Origin of the sequence: Coleofasciculus sp. D1-CHI-01 (assembly GCF_040218875.1) — a bacterium.
Taxonomy (GTDB): Bacteria; Cyanobacteriota; Cyanobacteriia; order Cyanobacteriales; family Coleofasciculaceae; genus Coleofasciculus.
Map to the genome: position 1 here is coordinate 1 of NZ_JAVJQP010000146.1, position 18,219 is coordinate 18,219.

An 18,219-nucleotide genomic window follows, 5' to 3' on the forward strand; every position below is an offset into this window, starting at 1 on the left:
GGGAGCAAGGGTACATTTTCCCTGAGTAAGGTGATGCCATACTTATGAAGGATGCTACCCCATTTCCTTGCACTTTATCCACTGCCCATAAGCCTCAAAGTATTGATGGATAAGGGTTTCTAGGTTGTGCAGCAAGCCCTAAGTAGGTTGGTGAAAATAAACAAAACGATGTTAGGTTCTGTAAATGTTCCTCAAACCTTGACATAAGACAAATGACATAAGACAAATGACTAATAATCATCCTCCTCATCCAACATAATCGTATCTTCATGAAACACGCCAGTCTCTTGTTCCGCACCCGCTTCTAACTGTTCCTCTTCAGTTTCCGACTCGGAGAATTGCCAATCGTCGATCTGTTCTGTCTCCCCAGCATACTGCTCTGTATTCGACACAGAGGAGCGTTGTCCCATTTCGTCTAATTGCTGTGTATCGCCACTATACTGCTCTGTATCAGACGGGTGGTGTCCCATTTCGTCCAATTGCTGCGTATCGCCACTATACTGCTCTGTATCCGACACCGGGGCTTCAGTTACCCACTCATCCACTTGGGCTGTCTCCCCAGCATACTGATCCGTTTCCGACACTGTAGCTTGGTCATTTAACCGCTCACGGTCAAACTGTTCAGTTTCCCCATCATAGCGATCGCTCCCTTGCGAGTAAATTGTTGGTAACATGAGTTCCCCTTCGGCACTCTCAATGAAAATCATCGGATCATCTTCAAACAAATGCTCCTCTTCGATGGTTTTGACGAAGGGAGAGACAACCAAAGATTGGTAATAGGATTGAAACTCGTCCCAGGAAAAGAACGCTCCACTTTTAACCGCAAACTGTTTATTCGGTTCATCTAACTGGGCATCGACTAAACAAGCATTGGTTAAATTCGCTGACGTTAAATTAGCACCCCGCAGATCTGCCCCCAATAAATTCGCCCCTTCTAATTGCGCCCCTTTGAGATCCGCATCCGCTAAATTTGCCCCGACTAAACTTGCCCAGGCTAAATTTGCCTGTTGTAAATTAGCTGCTGCTAAATTAATCCCACTTAACTCAGCCGTCGATAAATCGGCATGGACAAGATTCGCCTCTGCCAGCATTACCCGATTTAAACAAGCTTGGGGTAAATGAATCTGAGCCAAACTGCGTCTCGCCCGTTGCCAAAATGTGGTAGGAGATAGGGCAACGGTACGACCCATAAAACTTAACAATTGATCAGCATCAAAGTCCTGGGGAATCTCTGGATTGCCACAGGGCCAGAAGGGGAGATTGGCTTCTCTGGTGGCTGAACAGAGGACTAAAAAGACATTTAATCCCACGGTGGCATCAATTTGTAACGTATTCAAGGGATTGTTCAAATCCCGCAACTGTTCGTGAACCCGATGAGCCACCCCTTCATCAAACCATCGTCCGCGACAGTAGGCGCGATAAAAGCGATAGAGTCGTTGAAATAATACCGGGAAGGAAAAGGCGTCCGCATTGCGCTGTTGCTCTCGTCGTAGTCTCTCAATCACCAATTCCTCAATTTGAGGAGACAACAAACCATACCCCAACAACTGATAAAGATGTTCAGCCACATGGGAAGAGGAGTCAATCCCAAAGGCGACTTCCCCGTACTGGTTCGGCAGCTTTTGCGTTAATGCCTTCAGTTGCAGGGCAATTTCTTCGGCAGCTAAATAGTCGCCTAAACTAGGGTGAGAAAACTCAATGGAGAGGGGGGCTGATGCCGCTTTCTGGGACGAAAATGATTGGCGCGGTAAGGACTTCACCCAGTCTCCGGCTTTGTCTCTGGGCTGGGTGCGGAAAAAGAACGTGGGTAGGGGTTGGTTAAAAGACTCAGGCGTCGTTTCTTGATTCTGGAACCGATTCTGGATTACCGTTTGTGTCACTTGATTCTGACCCGTCTGCAAAATCGTCAGGGCTGTCCCCTGCATTTGACGGCGTAACTGTTGCGGGGAACGTCCTTCCAAGAGATTGGCGATCGCTTCTAGGGAACGCCCTGCATGGGAAAAGCCTTCGCGAATTAACTCCAAGGGCGGTCCACTCCCACTCGTCGCTTCCCCCAGCAACCAGCGACATATCCGGTCATAGATTTCAAACTTAACCTCAGCCGGACTCATTTTAAAGATGCGATCGTCAATTAAGGCATCTCGATGTAAAATTCCCACCAAATACAGCATCAGGGGACGAGTCAGCAGCGCCACTAAATCAGGATTCGGAGATTGCGGCTGAAATACGCCACCATGTTTTAAGAAGTTAAAGTACGACTGGGCAATTGATTTAGATTGCAGTTTTGCCCACTGGAGAAACCACTTGCGGAATTCCTCCTTCGCCATCGGTTCAATGGCGATGCGCTGGAGTCGGCTTTGCAGCGGCGGTAGACTACTATGGCGATACCTACGCGCCAACACGCCATCCAAGGTCACCGGGCGACTGGTAAGGATAATCTTGTGGCGAGGCGAATTTGATCCGCTCTTCTGAGTATGGAATCGCATCACCTGATCCATAAATGTCCACAAGTGACGCTCCGTCTGGGGAGAACGGGGCAATTCATTCAAGCCATCTAAAATCAGCAAACAAGGGGGGGAACTGCGAGAGAACCACCCGTCTGTATCTGTGAACCGTCCCACCGGGAAGGCTGTCTCCAAGGTTTGCTCCAAGGTTTGACCTAACGTAACATCCCGCAGGCGAATAATCACAGGCATCCACTGGGGATAAAGCTCTTGCGCTACCCGTGCAGCTAACATTTGACAGAAACTGGTCTTACCACAGCCACCATCGGCTTCAATCACCGCAATACTGTTTTTATCATTCAGTTGAGACATCACCCATGCCATTAAATCCGTTGGTGGCGAGGAAGCAGCAGCGAGATAGGCAGGGTCAAGATCTTTTTTGCGACGTCGTTCCCGGTTTTCTTGTCCCAGGGTGGTAGGGAGGCGTCTGCCGTTCAGGGACACGTAGATTTCCTTGAGGGAAAAGGGTTCAGCAAATAAGGGTTCGCTTAAGGACCGGGAAAGTTCCGCCCGATAATATTCTCGATCTAAATCCAGGGTCAATTGGGGCGTGGAAAACTCTTCCTCCTCATCCTCTTCTGGAGGGGTGTTGAGGGTGTTACTTAAATGACCTAACCGGACAAACTTTTGCAGTTGCGCCAAGGGTAGCGCATTTTCGGCAATCACCTTGAGTAAATGACCCGCGAGTCCATTACTCAACCGTTGGGTTAATAACTTCGCTTCGGTTTCCTCTGCCCCATTCGCCACAAACCAGGCGATCGCTAAATTATTCATCTGCTGCACCAGAAAGGAATTTGCCACAGATGATAGGGCTTGTTCGGCTTGGGAATCACTGAGACGTCCGGGGCGCAGGGTTTTCAGCAGAGCAATTAATTGGGGATCAACCAGAGGTTCATCAATATTCGGTGACGCCGGGACTTGGGCGCGGTTCACCCAGGGTCTTCGCAGTTGAGCTTCTTGCTCTAAAATTCCTTGTAATGCGTTCAGATACGCCACCTGAAAACTCAGCCAGGTGCCTTCACTCCGGCGTAAGGGCTTCTTGCGACTCAAAATCCGCAGCAACCCCACCGTTAACTGAGACAAAATCGGCGCGACTTGCCAAGCGACGGTTAATGGTAACTCCAACACTTCGGTCAAGACACTAATCGCAAAGGGATTCAGACTCTTAACCTCCATGTCTTGGGCAATGCGAAACGCAATGCCCGCCAACTGGGCGTTATCCTGTCCCAGTTGGGCAAGTTCAATGTGGCGTTCTGCTAGCCAATGGCGAATGCTCAGCCTCATGCCACCCTAACTACTCCAAAACGATTCCTCATCTTATTGTGGACTCTATTGAACGGATTGCGAATCACCCAATTTTACGGTTGATTGGGAATACAATGATGGACAATAAACGGTGAACAATGAATTATCAGTTGTTTTCTATCTGTGTCCAAACGAGACTTGCCCCGATTTCATCTCCATACTTCCCTGCCTACTCGCCAACCTCGGGGACATAAGTTAGTCATCCGACTGGCAAGAGGCTCTAAGGCATCGAGTTTAGCAGAAACGGAACACTTAAACGCTAAAGTTGTCAGAGACAGGCGCTCAAACCCAGCCTACAAACGCCGCCAAGGTGTGTTTTTGCGGTGGTCATTGCTGTGGTTGATGATCGTGTCCGTTGTCGGCAGTATGGTCATTGGTGGTACATTATTACTCACCAAACTGCCACCTCCGGCAAATTGCCAACGCATTTCTCCTTTATCCCCGGATAGCGAACGATTATACTGCGCTCAACTGGCTGCCCAATCCGGAGAATTTGAGCAACTTCTAGAGGCGATCGCGATCGTGCAATATTGGTCGCCCAACCATTCCCTGTATCCCCAGGCACAGCAACTGCTGCGGGAATGGTCTCAAATGGTACTGCAATTTGCCCGGGAAACCCTGAATCAGGGAAACTATACCGATGCCCTGAAAATGGCGATGCAAATCCCTGTAAGTAGTCCCCTGTATCCTGAAGCTCAAGTCCAAATCGCCACCTGGAAACAGGAACGAATCCAGGCTCAGGCAATTGTCAGTCAGGTTCAAGATGCCCTGAAAGTACAAAACTGGCAGCAGGCGGCTAAACTAATCAGCCAACTGTCACGCCTGAATGACCAATACTGGAGTGTATCCCGCTATGATACCCTGACCCAACAGTTGGCGGCAGAAAAACAGGCGTGGACACAACTGCAAGAGGCGCGGGATTTAGCCAAATCGAATCAACTGCCAAAGATCGAACAAGCGATCGCGTTAGCAGCCAAGGTCGATCCTAATAGCTATATTAAAGCCCAAGCCCAGAGTGATCTGTCGAATTGGAGTCGCACATTACTCCAAATTGCTGCCACTCGCTTCCAAAATCAAGAGTATCAGGGGGTGATTGAGGTTGCTCAAGGGATTCCGATTAATACCTCCCTGTATCAAGAGGCTCAAGATTGGTTACGTTTAGGGCAGGCCGGAAAACTGGTGCAACAAAACACTATCCTCGCCTTCATTGACGCCTTAACCGCTGTTCGCCAACTGGATGACAAAAGTCCGGTGCAAACGTCAGCCGCCGCCCAAGCGATTCAGTGGGAGGCTCAACTCCAAGATCGCCTCCAGTTACGCCTTGCCAAAATAACTGCCAGCTTTGAGCAACGCCCCCTGCTACAGATGGCGATTGAACAAGCTGCGCTGATCACACCTGATCGCCCCCAGCGTATCGAAGCACAGACACACATTGCCCAGTGGCGCAAACAGATTCAACATATCGACGATCGCAATACCCTCAGAACCGCCCAACAGCTTGCCACAGGTGGCACCATTGATCAATTAAACGCCGCCGTCACCCAAGCCCGTAAAATTGAGCCAGGTCAACCTTTACGCCCCGAAGCCCAAAGCGCGATCGCCCAATGGAATCGCCAAATCGAAACCCTAGAGGATCAACCCATCCTCGACTTAGCCCGCGCCTTCGCCCAACGCCGAGATTTAATCGCCGCCATTTCCACCGCCAATCAGATTCGTCCCGGTCGAATGCTGTATGCTGAAGCTCAAAGCGCGATCGCCCAATGGGTTGCCCAAATCCAAACCGCCCAAGATCGTCCCATCCTCGAAGCCGCCGCCGCCCTAGCCGCCCAAGGACGATTTGACGCCGCGATCGCCACCGCCGCCCAGATTCCCCCAGAACGGGCACTTTACCAACAAGCCCAAGCCGCGATCGCTCTTTGGAAATCCCAACAGAATGGAGGGTAGAAGAGGGAGCAGAGGGAGCAGAGGGAGCAGAGGGAGCAGAGGGAGCTGGGGGAGCTGGGGGAGCTGGGGGAGCTGGGGAAGCTGGGGGAGCTGGGGGAGCTGGGGGAGATGGGGGAGATGGGGGAGCTGGGGGAGCTGGGGGAGATGGGGGAGAAGATTTGCAATCAACAATGAACCATGAACAATCAACATAAGACGAATGACATAAGACAAATAACGAATGACATAAGACAAATAACGAATAACGAATAACGAATGACCAATGACAAATCAATCCACTCAAATCCTACTTATTGACGATGACCCAATTTTCCGATTAGGTTTAGTCACAGCCCTGGAAGCCTTTGCTGATTTAGATATCGTGGCTGAGGTGGATACAGCAACGGCAGCCTTGGAACGTTTAACCAGCTTACTCCCCCAAGAAGGAGTTAATTTAATTATCTTAGACTTGGCACTAGGGCGATCGCTCAGCAGTCCCCTAACCGGACTATCCTTGTGCCAACAACTTAAGACAGATTATCCCAACCTACCCATCTTATTGCTAACCGCTCCATCTGAACCCAATCAACTCACCGCCGCCAAAGGTTTAGGAGTGGAAGGGTACTGTGCTAAAGGATATGCCATCAACTTAATTGTGGAAGCCATTCGACAAGTCAAAGCGGGTGAATCCTACTGGCAAATGTTACCCACCCCCGCCAATTCATTACCTCCCCCACGCTGGCATACCCAATTACGCCAGTCAGGATTACAACAAATTGAAGCCGCGTTAAAACAGGTAACAGCACAACTCCAACAAGGCAATTTATCCCGCCTGGATTGGCTATTTTGGACGGGACGCCGTCGAGAGTTATTGACAGCCCGTTGGCTGGTGAATCAACTATTACCAACCGATTCCGGACTTGTTCACTCTAATAATAGTAATAGCCCTGCCGAACCTCAGCCACGTTTAAATCCTTCATCATCTCGTCCTCCTGCCCCCCAAAATCGTCTGCGCCCATCCCCCACGAGTGCCTTATCCAAAACCTCCTCTGAGGCATTGCAGTTTCAACCGTCTACACCCCAAGCGATGACATTGACCAAACTAGATTCGAGTTTGGCAAATCTGACGAATACTCCCTTGGAAATCGATATTTTGCAAGTGGAGAGACGCCAGGAATTACTGCGTACTGTTTTATACAAGTTCGAGGAGATGCTGGATGCTTTGCGCTTTTCCCAGGTAACAATGGAGCAATTGACCCCGAAGCGATCGCGCTTATTACATGATTTATGGCAGGTTTCTCTCTCTGACTTTTTTGGTCAATACTCAACCTTAGTTATCGGCAATCAAACCATCGAAATGGTTGACATTTTGCGGCAAGATCGGGATGTCGTGCAAACGGCTATTTTGGATAAAATTCCTTTGGTGATAGAGTTATTAGGGAATCGCCTCTTTGAAGCACCTTTGATGATTGATAATGTATCCTATCCTGCCCATACGCCAGAAGCAATGGCGCGAGCAGAATTATTGTTGCAAAATCTAATTATTCAAGTGGCTAATGGGATAATCCAACCCCTGTTAAACGAATTTTCTGATATTGAAATTGTTAAGCATGATTTTTATGATAAACGGTTAATGTCCTCACGAGAAATTACCAGATTTAGAAATGATTTATCCTGGAAATATCGGCGAAACAAATATATCGATGAACCCCAATCCATTTTTGAAAGCCGCTATGATTTATTTGTTTTGAGCGAAATTGGTATCAAAAAAATCGCCATTTATTCCCCTCGACGTCAAGAATTAGAACAACTACAGGGTACTCAGCTAGCCGTCACCATTGCCTATGAAATTCGGGATGCGATCGCGCCACGTTTACGGGGGACAGTCGGCTGGGTTGGTAAAGGCGTAGTTTATGTTTTAACGCAAGTCTTAGGACGAGGAATTGGTTTAATTATACGGGGAGTTATTCAAGGCGTGGGTAGTGCATGGCAAGATACATGGTTTGGTAAAAATGGGGAACGGGGGAAGTGAAACTAAGTTCAATAAACCGAAACGTTTTCGGTTGCGATCGCAGGGGAGCCGAGGAGCAGGGGAGCTGAGGAGCAAGGGAGCAAAGTTTGTGATCGACTAAGTAGGTTGGTGGAAATAAAATCAACTATATTAAGTTATGTAAATAGCGTAGGGGCGGGTTTAACTGATAACGTTTTGGTTCAAACTGATAACATGACTAAACCCGCCCTTTGCTTAACCTGGATGTAGGACAAGTTCTAATCAGAAATCGCGATTGTTTTCTTGCCTAAAGAATCTAACCAACCAGGATAGAAACCGGGAATCTTGACTACCATTTTGTTCAGACCAGATTGTACCATCAGGCATAATGGCTCCACTCCAATCGGCTCCATTCAGATTAGCGGCACTCACCTCTGCACCACTCAAATTTGCTCCCTGTAAATCTGCCCGTTCCAGGTTCGCCCAATTTAAATCAGAGTTGCTCAAGTTTGCACATCTCAACTTAACTTGACTGAGGTTAGCCCAATTCAGAATTACTCCACTCAAATTTGCTCCACTCAAATTCGCTCCCGTCAAATCTGCCCAACTGAGAACTTCGTCACTTAAATTGACACCTTGAAAATCCCGTTGTCCGGCTGCATACCGTTGTAGCAATTCCTCTGCTGTCATTTTTATCGATTTATATGGGCTAAATCGACGGCTTTGGATATGATGGATACAAGGCTCTATGGGTTCTTTGCCCATACAGAAATAAGCAAGCTGCATACTGTTATATCCCCGATAAATTAACGTTGCAATTTTCCGTTACTTCGGGGAAAAAGTAATTGAACTAAATCTTAATAAAAGGTGAACTTGATCGCAGTTAAAGCTATACTGAAATCTGTGTTAAGCGTGACCGGAAAATCGAAGACAGCTGACGCAAGGCAACGCTCATGAGTGATAAACGTCACAAGGGGGAGTAGGGGAGCGGAGGTGTGGAGGTGCAGAGGGGGAGATGGGGAAATGATGATCCCCCCGTTAACTTTAATTTTCTCTACCTATTCAACATAAACAACCTACGCTCAAATATTAGAGGAGCGTAGGCTTCCGGCTTTATTGGTGATAGTTAAGATATAATATGCGCCTGGATCAGACTCCGTTACATAAGACTTACTCAAGGTTAAAGGTGTCCAGCTTTTTAATTACAGCTAATCACCCCTGAAATGGCTAAACTTGCCCCGACAAAGGCATGATGGTTTGGGCTTGCCTTGATAGTGAAGGCTGATGAATGGGTAACTCCTTAGGCTAAAGTTTCTGGGCAGTATCCTAGTCCCATGGTAAACTGTTGGCGAAACGCTTCAATATCAGTCTTGTCAGGGTTACCATGAGATACCACAGCGACTTGGTAGCGACGCATGACATCGATTGGAGATTGCCCGGTATCGAGGCTCCAAAACGCCATTTGCAATCGCATGTCGGGTTGGAACGGAATTCCCAATTCGCGCATGAAGGCTTGGAAATCTCCATGTTGCTGAGGCGTGAGGGGATGGTTCATTTTAACTTTAATGACCCAACCATCAATTTGATGAATCACTGTTGTATATTGAACGGGAAGCTGGATCATGGAGTGGAGGTACTCAACCACTCGTAACGTTAAACTCGCATTGGCTAAAAAATAAAGGTAATCCATAGGGCAGCTAGGGGTGGAGTCCAAGGAAGTGCTATACCTTCATTCTGACAACGGGGATCAGGAATTGGTAGGGGAAAAGCCCCCGCTCTCAACTGGGGGATCATACCCAATTCCGTTATTTTAGTTCTTGGTCTTGTGTCTTTGGGGATTAGTACCCGATGGCACAAGACAAGTCGCGGTATAGAGTAGAGCTAAAACCCTAACCCGTTTATTACCTACCCAATTTATCAAAAATTGCTCATAAGCTGTACTTGATCCGAAGAACCACCAATGACGAATGACCTATTGCTTTCCAGCTATAACTATGATCTGCCAGAGGGTCAGATTGCTCAAACACCGATTTCCCCTAGAGATAGTTCTCGTTTGCTCGTGGTTGAGTCTCCAACTCAGCACCAACACTGCATTTTCCGAGATTTACCTCAGTTATTGCGTTCCGGCGACTTGTTGGTTTTGAATAATACCCGTGTAATCCCAGCTCGACTTTATGGTCGGAAGGTAACGGGTACGCCGGTGGAAGTGTTATTGCTGGAGGAACGGGGACAGAACTGTTGGTTGGCATTGGTGAAACCAGGACGACGGCTAAAAGTGGGTTCAACGATAGTCTTTGAACCTGATCAACCTATTGTTCCGGCAAGTCATGGGAAGACTCCCCTATCTTCAGACGATACAGAAACACCAAGACAGGACAATATAAAGAATAGATCTCCCCTGAAGGCAAAAATTATCGCCAGAGATGATGCAACCAGTGGGCGTCTATTGCAGTTTGACCTACCCAAGGGGCAGTCCCTAGTCACCCTGTTACCCGACTACGGTCAAGTGCCTTTTCCGCCTTACATCACCCACTCTCAAGCCACACCCGATCAGTATCAAACCGTATACGCCCAAATCCCTGGTGCAGTAGCCGCACCGACAGCCGGATTACATTTCACCCCTGAACTTTTGGAACGGTGTCACAGCAGCGGAATTGAGCAGGCGTCGATTACCTTGCACGTTGGTGTTGGTACATTTCGCCCGGTGGAAATCGAAGATGTAACGAATCATCAAATGCATGGCGAATGGTTGGAGGTATCCGCCGCAACGGTGGCAAAAATTCAGCAAACCAAAGCCGCCGGGGGGCGGGTGATTGCCGTTGGTACAACTGTGGTTAGGGCGTTGGAGGGGGTGGCGACGAGTGGGGAGTTGCAGCCCTATTGTGGCAAAACTGAATTATTTATTTATCCCGGCTATCAGTGGCGGGTGGTCGATGGGTTGATTACCAATTTTCACTTGCCCCGTTCTACCTTGTTGATGCTAGTGAGTGCATTGATTGGCAGAGAACGACTGTTGAAGTTGTATGCTGAAGCGATCGCGTATAATTATCGATTTTATTCCTTTGGTGATGCCATGCTGATTTTGCCAGAAGCGGTTAACCATTAAAAGGCAACCAATCGGGGAGTGAAATTGGCACTATTAAGTAAGATAGGACGCTATACACCCTTTCCCCCGCCCACATTCCTTATTCAATTTCCCAATCGTCTTCTACCATGTCTAAACACTACCACTTCCGCTTTGGACTTGCCGCCGCCCTATTCGCACTCAGTTTCCTGTCGGTTAGTCCCGCCTTGTCCAATAGTCTACCCAAGCGCCAGCACAGTAAGCAGTTAGTTGAGGGACTATACACGAATGACCTAGAAGCGGCGACATTTTTTCAACAAGGAGTCATGCGCTATAATCGCAGCGACTTCAAAGCCGCCGAGTTAGCCTTTCGCAAAGCCCTACAGGAAGATCCGTTTATCCCGATGGCACGGTATTTACTGGGGAATGCCCTGTTTCAGCAAGGTCAAATTGACTCAGCCGCTGAACAATACCAGATGGCGATTGGTCTCGATCCGAATATGCCAGAGGCACATTACAATCTAGGTTTAATGTTATACCAGCAAGGCAATATCGAGGAAGCGATTAGTGCCTATCAACAGGCGATCGATCTTAATCCCAGTTTAGCCGCCGCTCGCTATAATTTGGGCTTAGCATTAGAAGCAGTCGGTGATACTGAAGCAGCGCTGAGTGAATACACACAAGCCGTTCGCCTCAATCCTAACTCAGCGGTGGCTAAGTACAATTTGGCATTACTACTCGCCAAACAAAACCAAGTCGATTCCGCGATCGCGGCACTACGGCAAGCCCTTCGCAACGATTCCCAATTCGTACAAGCCCATTACCAACTCGGATTGCTACTGGCTCAACAAAACCAGATTACCGAAGCCAAAAATTCTTTTCTCAGAGCAACCCAAATCAATTCCCGATTTGCATCGGCTCACTATCGACTGGGGCTAATTTTTCTGCAACAAGGGGATGCAGAAGAAGCTATTCGCAGATTTGATTGGGTAACGCAGCTCGATCCTGACAATGTGGATGCTTATCGCCAATTGGGAGCCGCACTGATTAAAAATGGCGAATACGAGGACGCGATCGCGGCACTGGAACGCGCCATATCACTCGATCCTTACGATTCGCTGGCACACTACAATTTAGCCGTAGCACTGCATCGAAATCAGCAGTATGAGGACGCGATTTCCGAATATCAACAAGCCATTCTACTCAATCCCAAACTATCACTCGCATTTTACAATCTGGGAATAGCCCTCCAGCAAGTTGGACGGGGACAAGAGGCGGTTTCTTTCCTGTTAGAAGCCAGGAACTTGTTTATTGAAGAAGGTAATTTGGAGAAAATTGATGCGGTTGACCAGTATCTGACCCAACTTAATATCTCATCCAACCCATTGCCCAATTCATTCCAGCCAATGCCTGCAATAACCGAAGAACCTTAGAGCGTCGGTTCACTAATAGTCAAGAGCCTTTTCGGTTGAGGATGGGCGCCAGAATGACCCTGGTTGCTTTATAGCGCTTTGCGCTGTAATAAAGTACAGTAGATCAAAGTCCCCCTTTTTAAGGGGGATTTAGGGGGATCGACAATGTACCGCATAGCAGAGCAAACTGCTTTATAGCTGGGATTACGGGACTGGCGCTCTAGGAGAACCCGAAGGGTAGAGTAACCCAACCAGAGCGGGTTAACTGGGATATTTTTTGCCAACCTGACATGCTTGCGTCAGACTTCGCGATCGCACTGCAAGAGGCGTTACAGTGCATTGCAGAAATGGTCGCGGCTACAAATGTTCAATCAAGCCAGTAGGGTGCGTTAGCGGAGCGTAACGCACCCTTTATCAATGCGATCGCGACTTCAGATTCTTGCCAGGATTTCCAGCTTATGGGTTTCTTTCGCCTTGCACCTGATGCACATTTAATCATGCCCTAACCCTTTATTTGTAAGGGTTTCATGCTTGTGCAGCAAGCCCTAAATACCAAACGTTTAATTCCTGCATAACCACGATGAATTTCCACAATATCTTTCAGGAATTGAGTTTCCGTTTCCGTTAGTTCCTCCTGTGCCAATTCTTTCTCGGAAATCTGCTTCAGTATTCCTAACTTCTGGGCGAAATTTGTTAAGAATGATGATTGTCTTTGCTGTAGATATTGCCCATCCTTTGGAAAAGGGATTTCTTCAATCAAATTAGCCGCTCGTCGCGCCATGGTTTCAAAGCGAGACCAAAACGTCGGTCTGGGTTCGACAAAACCTGCTGGGTAGTAACAGGAGACGCTGATGGAGTATGATTGTTTGGCATATAAAATAGTATCGTGACGCAATTGTGTCCACGATGCCAGTTGAGTGTTGAGTGTCTTCATCGCCCAAGCGCGGGTACGCATGGCTTCGGGATACTTCTCGTCTGTGGTGGGTGCAGAGAGTTCTCGCAATGTAGCTAGCCAATTCATGTAAATGCTGTCATCCCAAACGCCTGGATTCTGCTCGTCAACCACTGTCTTAACTGCTCCACTCAACAGGTCTTGGGAAGTTGTCATTCGTCAACCCGTTGCACTTGCAACCGTTGCTAAATTGCAACGGTCACAAGCAACCCATTTAGGATATAAACGTCTAAAGTGAAACATTAACCCCAACCTTTACATTCATGTCGTGATTATCTCTCCCGAAAATTGGGGTACCCGAAAAGTTATCAAAATCCTCCAATACAACCATCCCGACTGGATTCGTCTCTTCAAACGAGAAGCCCGCATTTTGATGTGGCTCAGACATCCTGGAATTCCCAAAGTTGAGCCAGATGGCTACTTTAGCCTTGCGCCTAAATCCAGTTTTATGTCCTTGCATTGCCTCGTCATGGAACATATTCCAGGACAAAACTTACAACAATGGTTAACCGAAAATGGACGCATTTCCGAAGCCACCGCTATCGAATGGCTGCACCAACTTGTAGAAATTATAGACAAAGTTCATCAAAACGGGCTTTTTCATCGAGATATTAAACCCTCCAACATTATGCTCCGCCCCAATGGGCAACTGGTATTAATTGACTTTGGCACTGTTAAAGAAGTCACACCAACTCAACCCGACACTCTGGAATCCCAGGATATGACTCGCGTCATTTCTGAAGGCTATTCCGCACCCGAACAAATCGAAGGTTCAGCCACTCCCCAGTCCGATTTTTTTGCTTTAGGGCGAACCCTGGTTCATTTACTCACAGGTAGACATCCCATAGAATTTGAAACTTTACCGGAAAATCAGCTCATTTCGTGGCGGGATTATGCCCCCCTAATTTCCCAGAATTTAGCTAATTTTATCGATGGCTTAATGACCCCCTTGTCAGAGCATCGACCAGAAAACACACAAACCATTTTAGCCTGTTTAGAAAAGCAGCAGTTTTCCAGTGGGGCTGAGTTTCCTGTCAATCCTACTACCCACCCAGCAACTGAGCCAGAGACACCAGAAATGCCGTCCTCGGAGGATGTTTTCTACATACCCTTTGAGGAAAGTAATCAACAGGATAGCCATGAACGGAAGGGGAAGAATTCAAAGCCTTCAATTATGTTTATTTAAATTGTTAAATCATGCGTTTTAGAACCCAGCAAACCCAATCATCAATACCGTCCATTCAATTAATCCCTATGCTCAATGTGATCATGGGAGTTCTAGCATTTTTTGTAATGACTTCCATGCTGTTAACCACTCAAGAAGGCGTCAATGTTCAACTTCCTAATACTGAAAATACTCAAACTCAGCCGCCGGAAAAGCCCACTCCTTTAATTGTACAATTGAATTCACAAGGACAACTGGTCATCGATAATCAACTGATTAGCCAAGAGCAATTGTTTGAGCAAATACAAACCTATTTATCCCAAAATCCTCAAGGGGCTGTCTTTTTGCAAGCCGATAGTCAATTGCCCTACGAGCAAGTGATTCAGCTACTGGCAAAACTGCGGGATGTGGGAGGCGATCGCGTTTCTTTAGCGATTGAGAGTGGCGCTTAAAAAACAACTACTCAAACCAAAAATAATCTAAAACTCTAAGCTAATAATTGCTAGTCCTGACTGGGTTGGTATAAGTTGAATAAAACCCTTAAAATCATTCTTTTCAACACTGTAATATAGTCCATCATTAGTCAAAGGCATAACAGTAAACTCTTTCTCTTTAAGTTGACTGACAAACTGAGAACTTAACTGTTCCCTATCTCTTTCATAAACAGTTCCCAAATAATTATATTTTCCATCAACCCCCTCAGCCAATACTTGTTGAGTTTCTCTATTCAGCTCTTTTGTATACTCACCAGCTACTATAATCTGTTCCAGAATATTTCGCAATTCTCGTTCTTCTGCTTTTTCCGCTTCTAACCCAGGCAAATCTGCCCGATCAAGTTGTGTTTTCGAGAGGAAAATTATCGTATTTCCTTCCTTTAAAAATAAGTGCAGATATTGAGATATATCATCTTGAGAAACTTGATAAACCTTGAATTCAGGGTCATTTATACTCGGATTAGCTAGAGTATAATTGCGATCGGGTAGTTCCTTGTCATAGTATTTAATAACCTGACCTAAAGGTTGCTGGACATGACGAGCTGATGTATCTGCATCTCCAGTAAGTATACCTAACGAACCCATCGCCGCCTCTTCCGGAAACGGAAAATTTGTGAGGAATTTTTTCAGCGGATCTTCCACATTGACATCATTGGTATCAATTCCAGAATCTATAGTCTGATCAGTATTTTTTGTATTTTTTTCTTCAATCGTCTGAGTTTCATCCTTAGAACTAGATGGTGATGGAGAGGGTGACGATTTATGATTTTCCAAAATTCCTGGAGAAAATTCAATCGTAGGATTGATATCAGGAGTCGGTTGGATAGGGTCAGGAAATGGGTTAATCCTAGGTTGACTAGAAAAGGCTGAGACGAAAGGAGTCGGTTGATTTGGCGTTGGACTCGTTTCCCCTGTGGGTTCCTCAGCGGAATTTACTGAAGACTTAGGTGATGTAGAAAGAGAAGGTAACTGTGTCACCTTAACTTGTTCTTCAGGTTCCGACGTTTCCCAGGTAGAAGGAACAGGTAAAATTAGCACAATACCGTGCAACACCACAGAAATCAGCAGCATAGGTCGCCACACCTTCTGTACAGAAGTCGGTAAGTTTTTCAGCAACTCAGGCGATTTCATACAAGCCTAGTTAAAAGCAGCAAGGATTTAATCCCAATTAAGTTTCATTTTGACACATCCGACAGTAGAGATGCGGCAAAACTCGTCTGTCAATAATTGGGTGGGTAGGGACGGGTTTTACAGCTATAGCGCTTCGCACTGGTCTAGTTACACTTTGTTTGTACGAACATCCCATCTGGACTCAGCTTCAGAGAAGGGAGTTGTAAATACACCAGCGCGACCTGCTATATCTGTAGGGACACGGCAGTGTCCATCCGTGTCAACTTAAGCTCAACCCCTCACCCTCAGCCCCTCTCCTCACAAGGGTAGGTTTTTTAAGATTGGGGTTCAGGTAAGACAAGGTAGACAGGTAGACCAACTGTGAATCGTCACGGGTGCGGGATTACAATTATTAATCCTTGGGAGTCTGAGTGAACTTACGGAAAGTCTATCTTTATCTTGACATAATGCTTCTGCTGTGATTGGAATAGAGCAATCAGGCTAATGGTCGGCTGGGTGACTTTCCCTCAATTTTGCTTACAATTGCATAGGTGAAAGGAAAGAGTCCTACGCTAGATAGTGTTGCTTGCGCTAGGTTGTACTGTTATATCAAAATTGCCAGTATCCTTGGAGTTCTATTCATGTCCGTAGAATCCGCTATCAGCGAAGCTGCCATTGAGCAGAATCTGGAACAATTTCTCTTGGTACTGTCGGTGTCTCTCAGCGTCGCCACCGTTTCCCGGATTTTTCCGTTGTTCCGCAAAATCCCTTATACCTTACTTCTGGTTATTGTCGGCTTAGGTTTAGCCTTTGTCGATGTGCGCCTCGTCAACCTATCCCCGGAACTGATTCTAGAGATTTTTCTCCCTCCCCTCCTCTTTGAAGCCGCCTGGAATATCCGTTGGCGGGATTTGCGGCGGGATTTAATCCCCGTGATTCTTTTTGCGGTGGTGGGGGTGGTGATTTCGGTGCTGGGAATTGCCTTTACCATTACCCAATTTACCGAATTACCCCTGACGATCGCATTATTAGTCGGCGCGAGTCTGGCTGCAACTGATCCTGTATCGGTAATCGCCCTGTTTCGGGAACTGGGGGCGGATAAACGTCTGAAAACCCTGATGGAAGGGGAAAGCTTATTTAATGATGGTGTCGCCGTCGTCGCCTTTCTCTTATTGGTGGGTATTCCCTTAGGTACGCAGGAATTTTCCCTATCCACCACAGTTGCCCAATTCTTTACCTTTGCCGGAATTGGTATCGGTGTCGGTTGCTTAATCGGGTTTGGCATTTCCTTTCTCACCCAACGCTTCGATTTACCCCTAGTCGAACAATCTCTGACATTAGTTTCTGCTTATGGCACCTACCTGATTACCGAAGAACTCGGCGGTTCTGGAGTAATTGGTGTGGTTACGGTGGGGTTAGTGCTGGGCAACTTTGGTTCCCGAATTGGCATGAACCCCCGCACCCGCTTAATTGTCTCCGAATTTTGGGATTTTCTGGCATTTTTTGTCAACTCAATTGTCTTTCTCCTCATTGGTGACCAAATTGATTTTCCCCGTTTGGGACAAAACCTCGGCTTAATTGGGGTTGCCATTGGAGCCGTTCTCTTCACCCGCGCTATTTCAATTTACGGCTTAGCGGCAATTAGCAATGGACTTGCCAAGTCTGATATAGGTTGGCGACAGCAAACGGTGTTGTGGTGGGGCGGATTACGGGGTTCGGTTTCCATTGCCCTAGCCTTAAGTGTTCCGGTGAGTTTGGAGGGACGACAAGATATTATTGTTACGGTTTTTGGCGTGGTACTGTTTACGCTGTTAGTTGAGGGGTTAACTACTCAATTCCTCCTGGAAAAACTGGATTTAATTGGGGATCAACCTCTGCGTCAGAAATATTCTGAGGCAATCGCTCGTCGTGTGGCACTCAATCGAGTCAAAGACTACTTAAAGTCAGCCACGACTAACAACGAAATGAATTCAGAATTTTGTCAGTATCAGATAAAACTGGTTGATGGTCAACTCGAAAGTATTCACACCGAGCTTGACAAATTACTCCATCACCATCCTCAGTTACAAAACTTGGATATGGAACAACTGCAAGAACGAATGGTTGATATCGAGGCAGATACCTACGCTGAATTTATCCGCGCTGGACGTTTAACTGAGAACCTCTCCCCCTTACTCCAGGAAGCCTTAATTGAAGCCGATGAAAAGCTGATTGAGAGTGACTGATACTGGATAATAGTTTGAACTGTACCAGACGCGCCACGCGCCATGGCGCGTCTAAGGGGGATCGTATCTATTGGT

Annotated in this window: 13 protein-coding genes; 8 read left to right on the plus strand and 5 right to left on the minus strand. The window is 47.0% G+C overall.

Translation table 11 applies throughout. The features are described from left to right. Nucleotides 1–230: 230 nt before the first annotated feature. On the minus strand, nucleotides 231–3,788 hold the full coding sequence (locus tag RIB93_RS25540) for a pentapeptide repeat-containing protein (protein WP_446376934.1): 3,558 nt from the start codon (nucleotides 3,786–3,788) through the stop codon (nucleotides 231–233). Nucleotides 3,789–3,932: 144 nt separating this feature from the next. On the opposite strand from RIB93_RS25540, the gene RIB93_RS25545 reads away from it, so the two are divergent. The 3 genes from RIB93_RS25545 (at nucleotide 3,933) to RIB93_RS25555 (ending at nucleotide 7,764) form a co-directional block, all read left to right on the plus strand. Beyond that, complete coding sequence (locus RIB93_RS25545) at nucleotides 3,933–5,753, plus strand: hypothetical protein (protein ID WP_446376936.1); 1,821 nt, start codon at nucleotides 3,933–3,935, stop codon at nucleotides 5,751–5,753. After that, nucleotides 5,726–5,947, plus strand: coding sequence for a hypothetical protein (locus RIB93_RS25550; RefSeq protein ID WP_446376938.1), 222 nt, complete (start codon nucleotides 5,726–5,728; stop codon nucleotides 5,945–5,947). The genes RIB93_RS25545 and RIB93_RS25550 overlap by 28 nt, the downstream gene beginning before the upstream one ends. A 68-nt stretch (nucleotides 5,948–6,015) precedes the next feature. Continuing rightward, the gene (locus RIB93_RS25555; protein ID WP_446376940.1) at nucleotides 6,016–7,764 is read left to right on the plus strand and encodes a DUF3685 domain-containing protein; all 1,749 of its coding nucleotides are present in this window, start codon (nucleotides 6,016–6,018) and stop codon (nucleotides 7,762–7,764) included. Between the two features lie 240 nt (nucleotides 7,765–8,004). On the opposite strand, the gene RIB93_RS25560 is transcribed toward RIB93_RS25555, so the two are convergent. Together RIB93_RS25560 and RIB93_RS25565 are read right to left on the minus strand one after the other, a co-directional pair. Next, nucleotides 8,005–8,508 (minus strand): pentapeptide repeat-containing protein, encoded by a 504-nt coding sequence (locus tag RIB93_RS25560; RefSeq protein WP_446376941.1) that lies wholly within the window; start codon nucleotides 8,506–8,508, stop codon nucleotides 8,005–8,007. A gap of 514 nt (nucleotides 8,509–9,022) precedes the next feature. Continuing rightward, nucleotides 9,023–9,412 carry a hypothetical protein gene (locus RIB93_RS25565; protein WP_446349499.1) on the minus strand — a complete coding sequence of 130 codons (390 nt, stop codon included), beginning with the start codon at nucleotides 9,410–9,412 and terminating at the stop codon, nucleotides 9,023–9,025. Nucleotides 9,413–9,682: 270 nt separating this feature from the next. Here RIB93_RS25565 and queA point away from each other — a divergent pair, with 270 nt between their 5' ends. Beyond that, entirely contained in the window at nucleotides 9,683–10,828 is a 1,146-nt protein-coding gene (gene queA, locus RIB93_RS25570) for a tRNA preQ1(34) S-adenosylmethionine ribosyltransferase-isomerase QueA (protein WP_446376943.1), read from the plus strand. Between the two features lie 107 nt (nucleotides 10,829–10,935). Further along, nucleotides 10,936–12,219: a tetratricopeptide repeat protein gene (locus RIB93_RS25575; protein WP_446376945.1), complete on the plus strand. Its 1,284-nt coding sequence runs from the start codon at nucleotides 10,936–10,938 to the stop codon at nucleotides 12,217–12,219. 481 nt (nucleotides 12,220–12,700) lie between these two features. Here RIB93_RS25575 and RIB93_RS25580 read toward each other — a convergent pair whose 3' ends face one another. Next, the gene (locus RIB93_RS25580; protein ID WP_446376947.1) at nucleotides 12,701–13,306 is read right to left on the minus strand and encodes a DUF3160 domain-containing protein; all 606 of its coding nucleotides are present in this window, start codon (nucleotides 13,304–13,306) and stop codon (nucleotides 12,701–12,703) included. Nucleotides 13,307–13,418: 112 nt separating this feature from the next. Between RIB93_RS25580 and RIB93_RS25585 the strand changes: the two genes are divergently transcribed. Beyond that, a complete protein-coding gene (locus RIB93_RS25585) occupies nucleotides 13,419–14,336 on the plus strand; it encodes a serine/threonine protein kinase (RefSeq protein WP_446376949.1) in 918 nt (305 codons plus the stop codon). Between the two features lie 11 nt (nucleotides 14,337–14,347). Further along, nucleotides 14,348–14,767 carry an ExbD/TolR family protein gene (locus RIB93_RS25590; protein WP_446376951.1) on the plus strand — a complete coding sequence of 140 codons (420 nt, stop codon included), beginning with the start codon at nucleotides 14,348–14,350 and terminating at the stop codon, nucleotides 14,765–14,767. Between the two features lie 27 nt (nucleotides 14,768–14,794). On the opposite strand, the gene RIB93_RS25595 is transcribed toward RIB93_RS25590, so the two are convergent. After that, a complete protein-coding gene (locus RIB93_RS25595; protein WP_446376953.1) occupies nucleotides 14,795–15,940 on the minus strand; it encodes a hypothetical protein in 1,146 nt (381 codons plus the stop codon). Between the two features lie 620 nt (nucleotides 15,941–16,560). Here RIB93_RS25595 and RIB93_RS25600 point away from each other — a divergent pair. Next, nucleotides 16,561–18,144, plus strand: a complete 1,584-nt coding sequence (locus tag RIB93_RS25600) for a cation:proton antiporter (RefSeq protein WP_446376955.1) — start codon at nucleotides 16,561–16,563, stop codon at nucleotides 18,142–18,144. The last annotated feature ends 75 nt before the right edge of the window (nucleotides 18,145–18,219 follow it).

Bases quoted from the DNA above. Each gene is read 5' to 3' on its own strand.
- RIB93_RS25540 (WP_446376934.1), bottom strand. From the start codon at position 3,788: ATGAGGCTGAGCATTCGCCATTGGCTAGCAGAACGCCACATTGAACTT.
- RIB93_RS25555 (WP_446376940.1), top strand. From the start codon at position 6,016: ATGACAAATCAATCCACTCAAATCCTACTTATTGACGATGACCCAATT.
- RIB93_RS25560 (WP_446376941.1), bottom strand. From the start codon at position 8,508: ATGCAGCTTGCTTATTTCTGTATGGGCAAAGAACCCATAGAGCCTTGT.
- RIB93_RS25565 (WP_446349499.1), bottom strand. From the start codon at position 9,412: ATGGATTACCTTTATTTTTTAGCCAATGCGAGTTTAACGTTACGAGTG.
- queA (WP_446376943.1), top strand. From the start codon at position 9,683: ATGACGAATGACCTATTGCTTTCCAGCTATAACTATGATCTGCCAGAG.
- RIB93_RS25575 (WP_446376945.1), top strand. From the start codon at position 10,936: ATGTCTAAACACTACCACTTCCGCTTTGGACTTGCCGCCGCCCTATTC.
- RIB93_RS25580 (WP_446376947.1), bottom strand. From the start codon at position 13,306: ATGACAACTTCCCAAGACCTGTTGAGTGGAGCAGTTAAGACAGTGGTT.
- RIB93_RS25590 (WP_446376951.1), top strand. From the start codon at position 14,348: ATGCGTTTTAGAACCCAGCAAACCCAATCATCAATACCGTCCATTCAA.
- RIB93_RS25595 (WP_446376953.1), bottom strand. From the start codon at position 15,940: ATGAAATCGCCTGAGTTGCTGAAAAACTTACCGACTTCTGTACAGAAG.
- RIB93_RS25600 (WP_446376955.1), top strand. From the start codon at position 16,561: ATGTCCGTAGAATCCGCTATCAGCGAAGCTGCCATTGAGCAGAATCTG.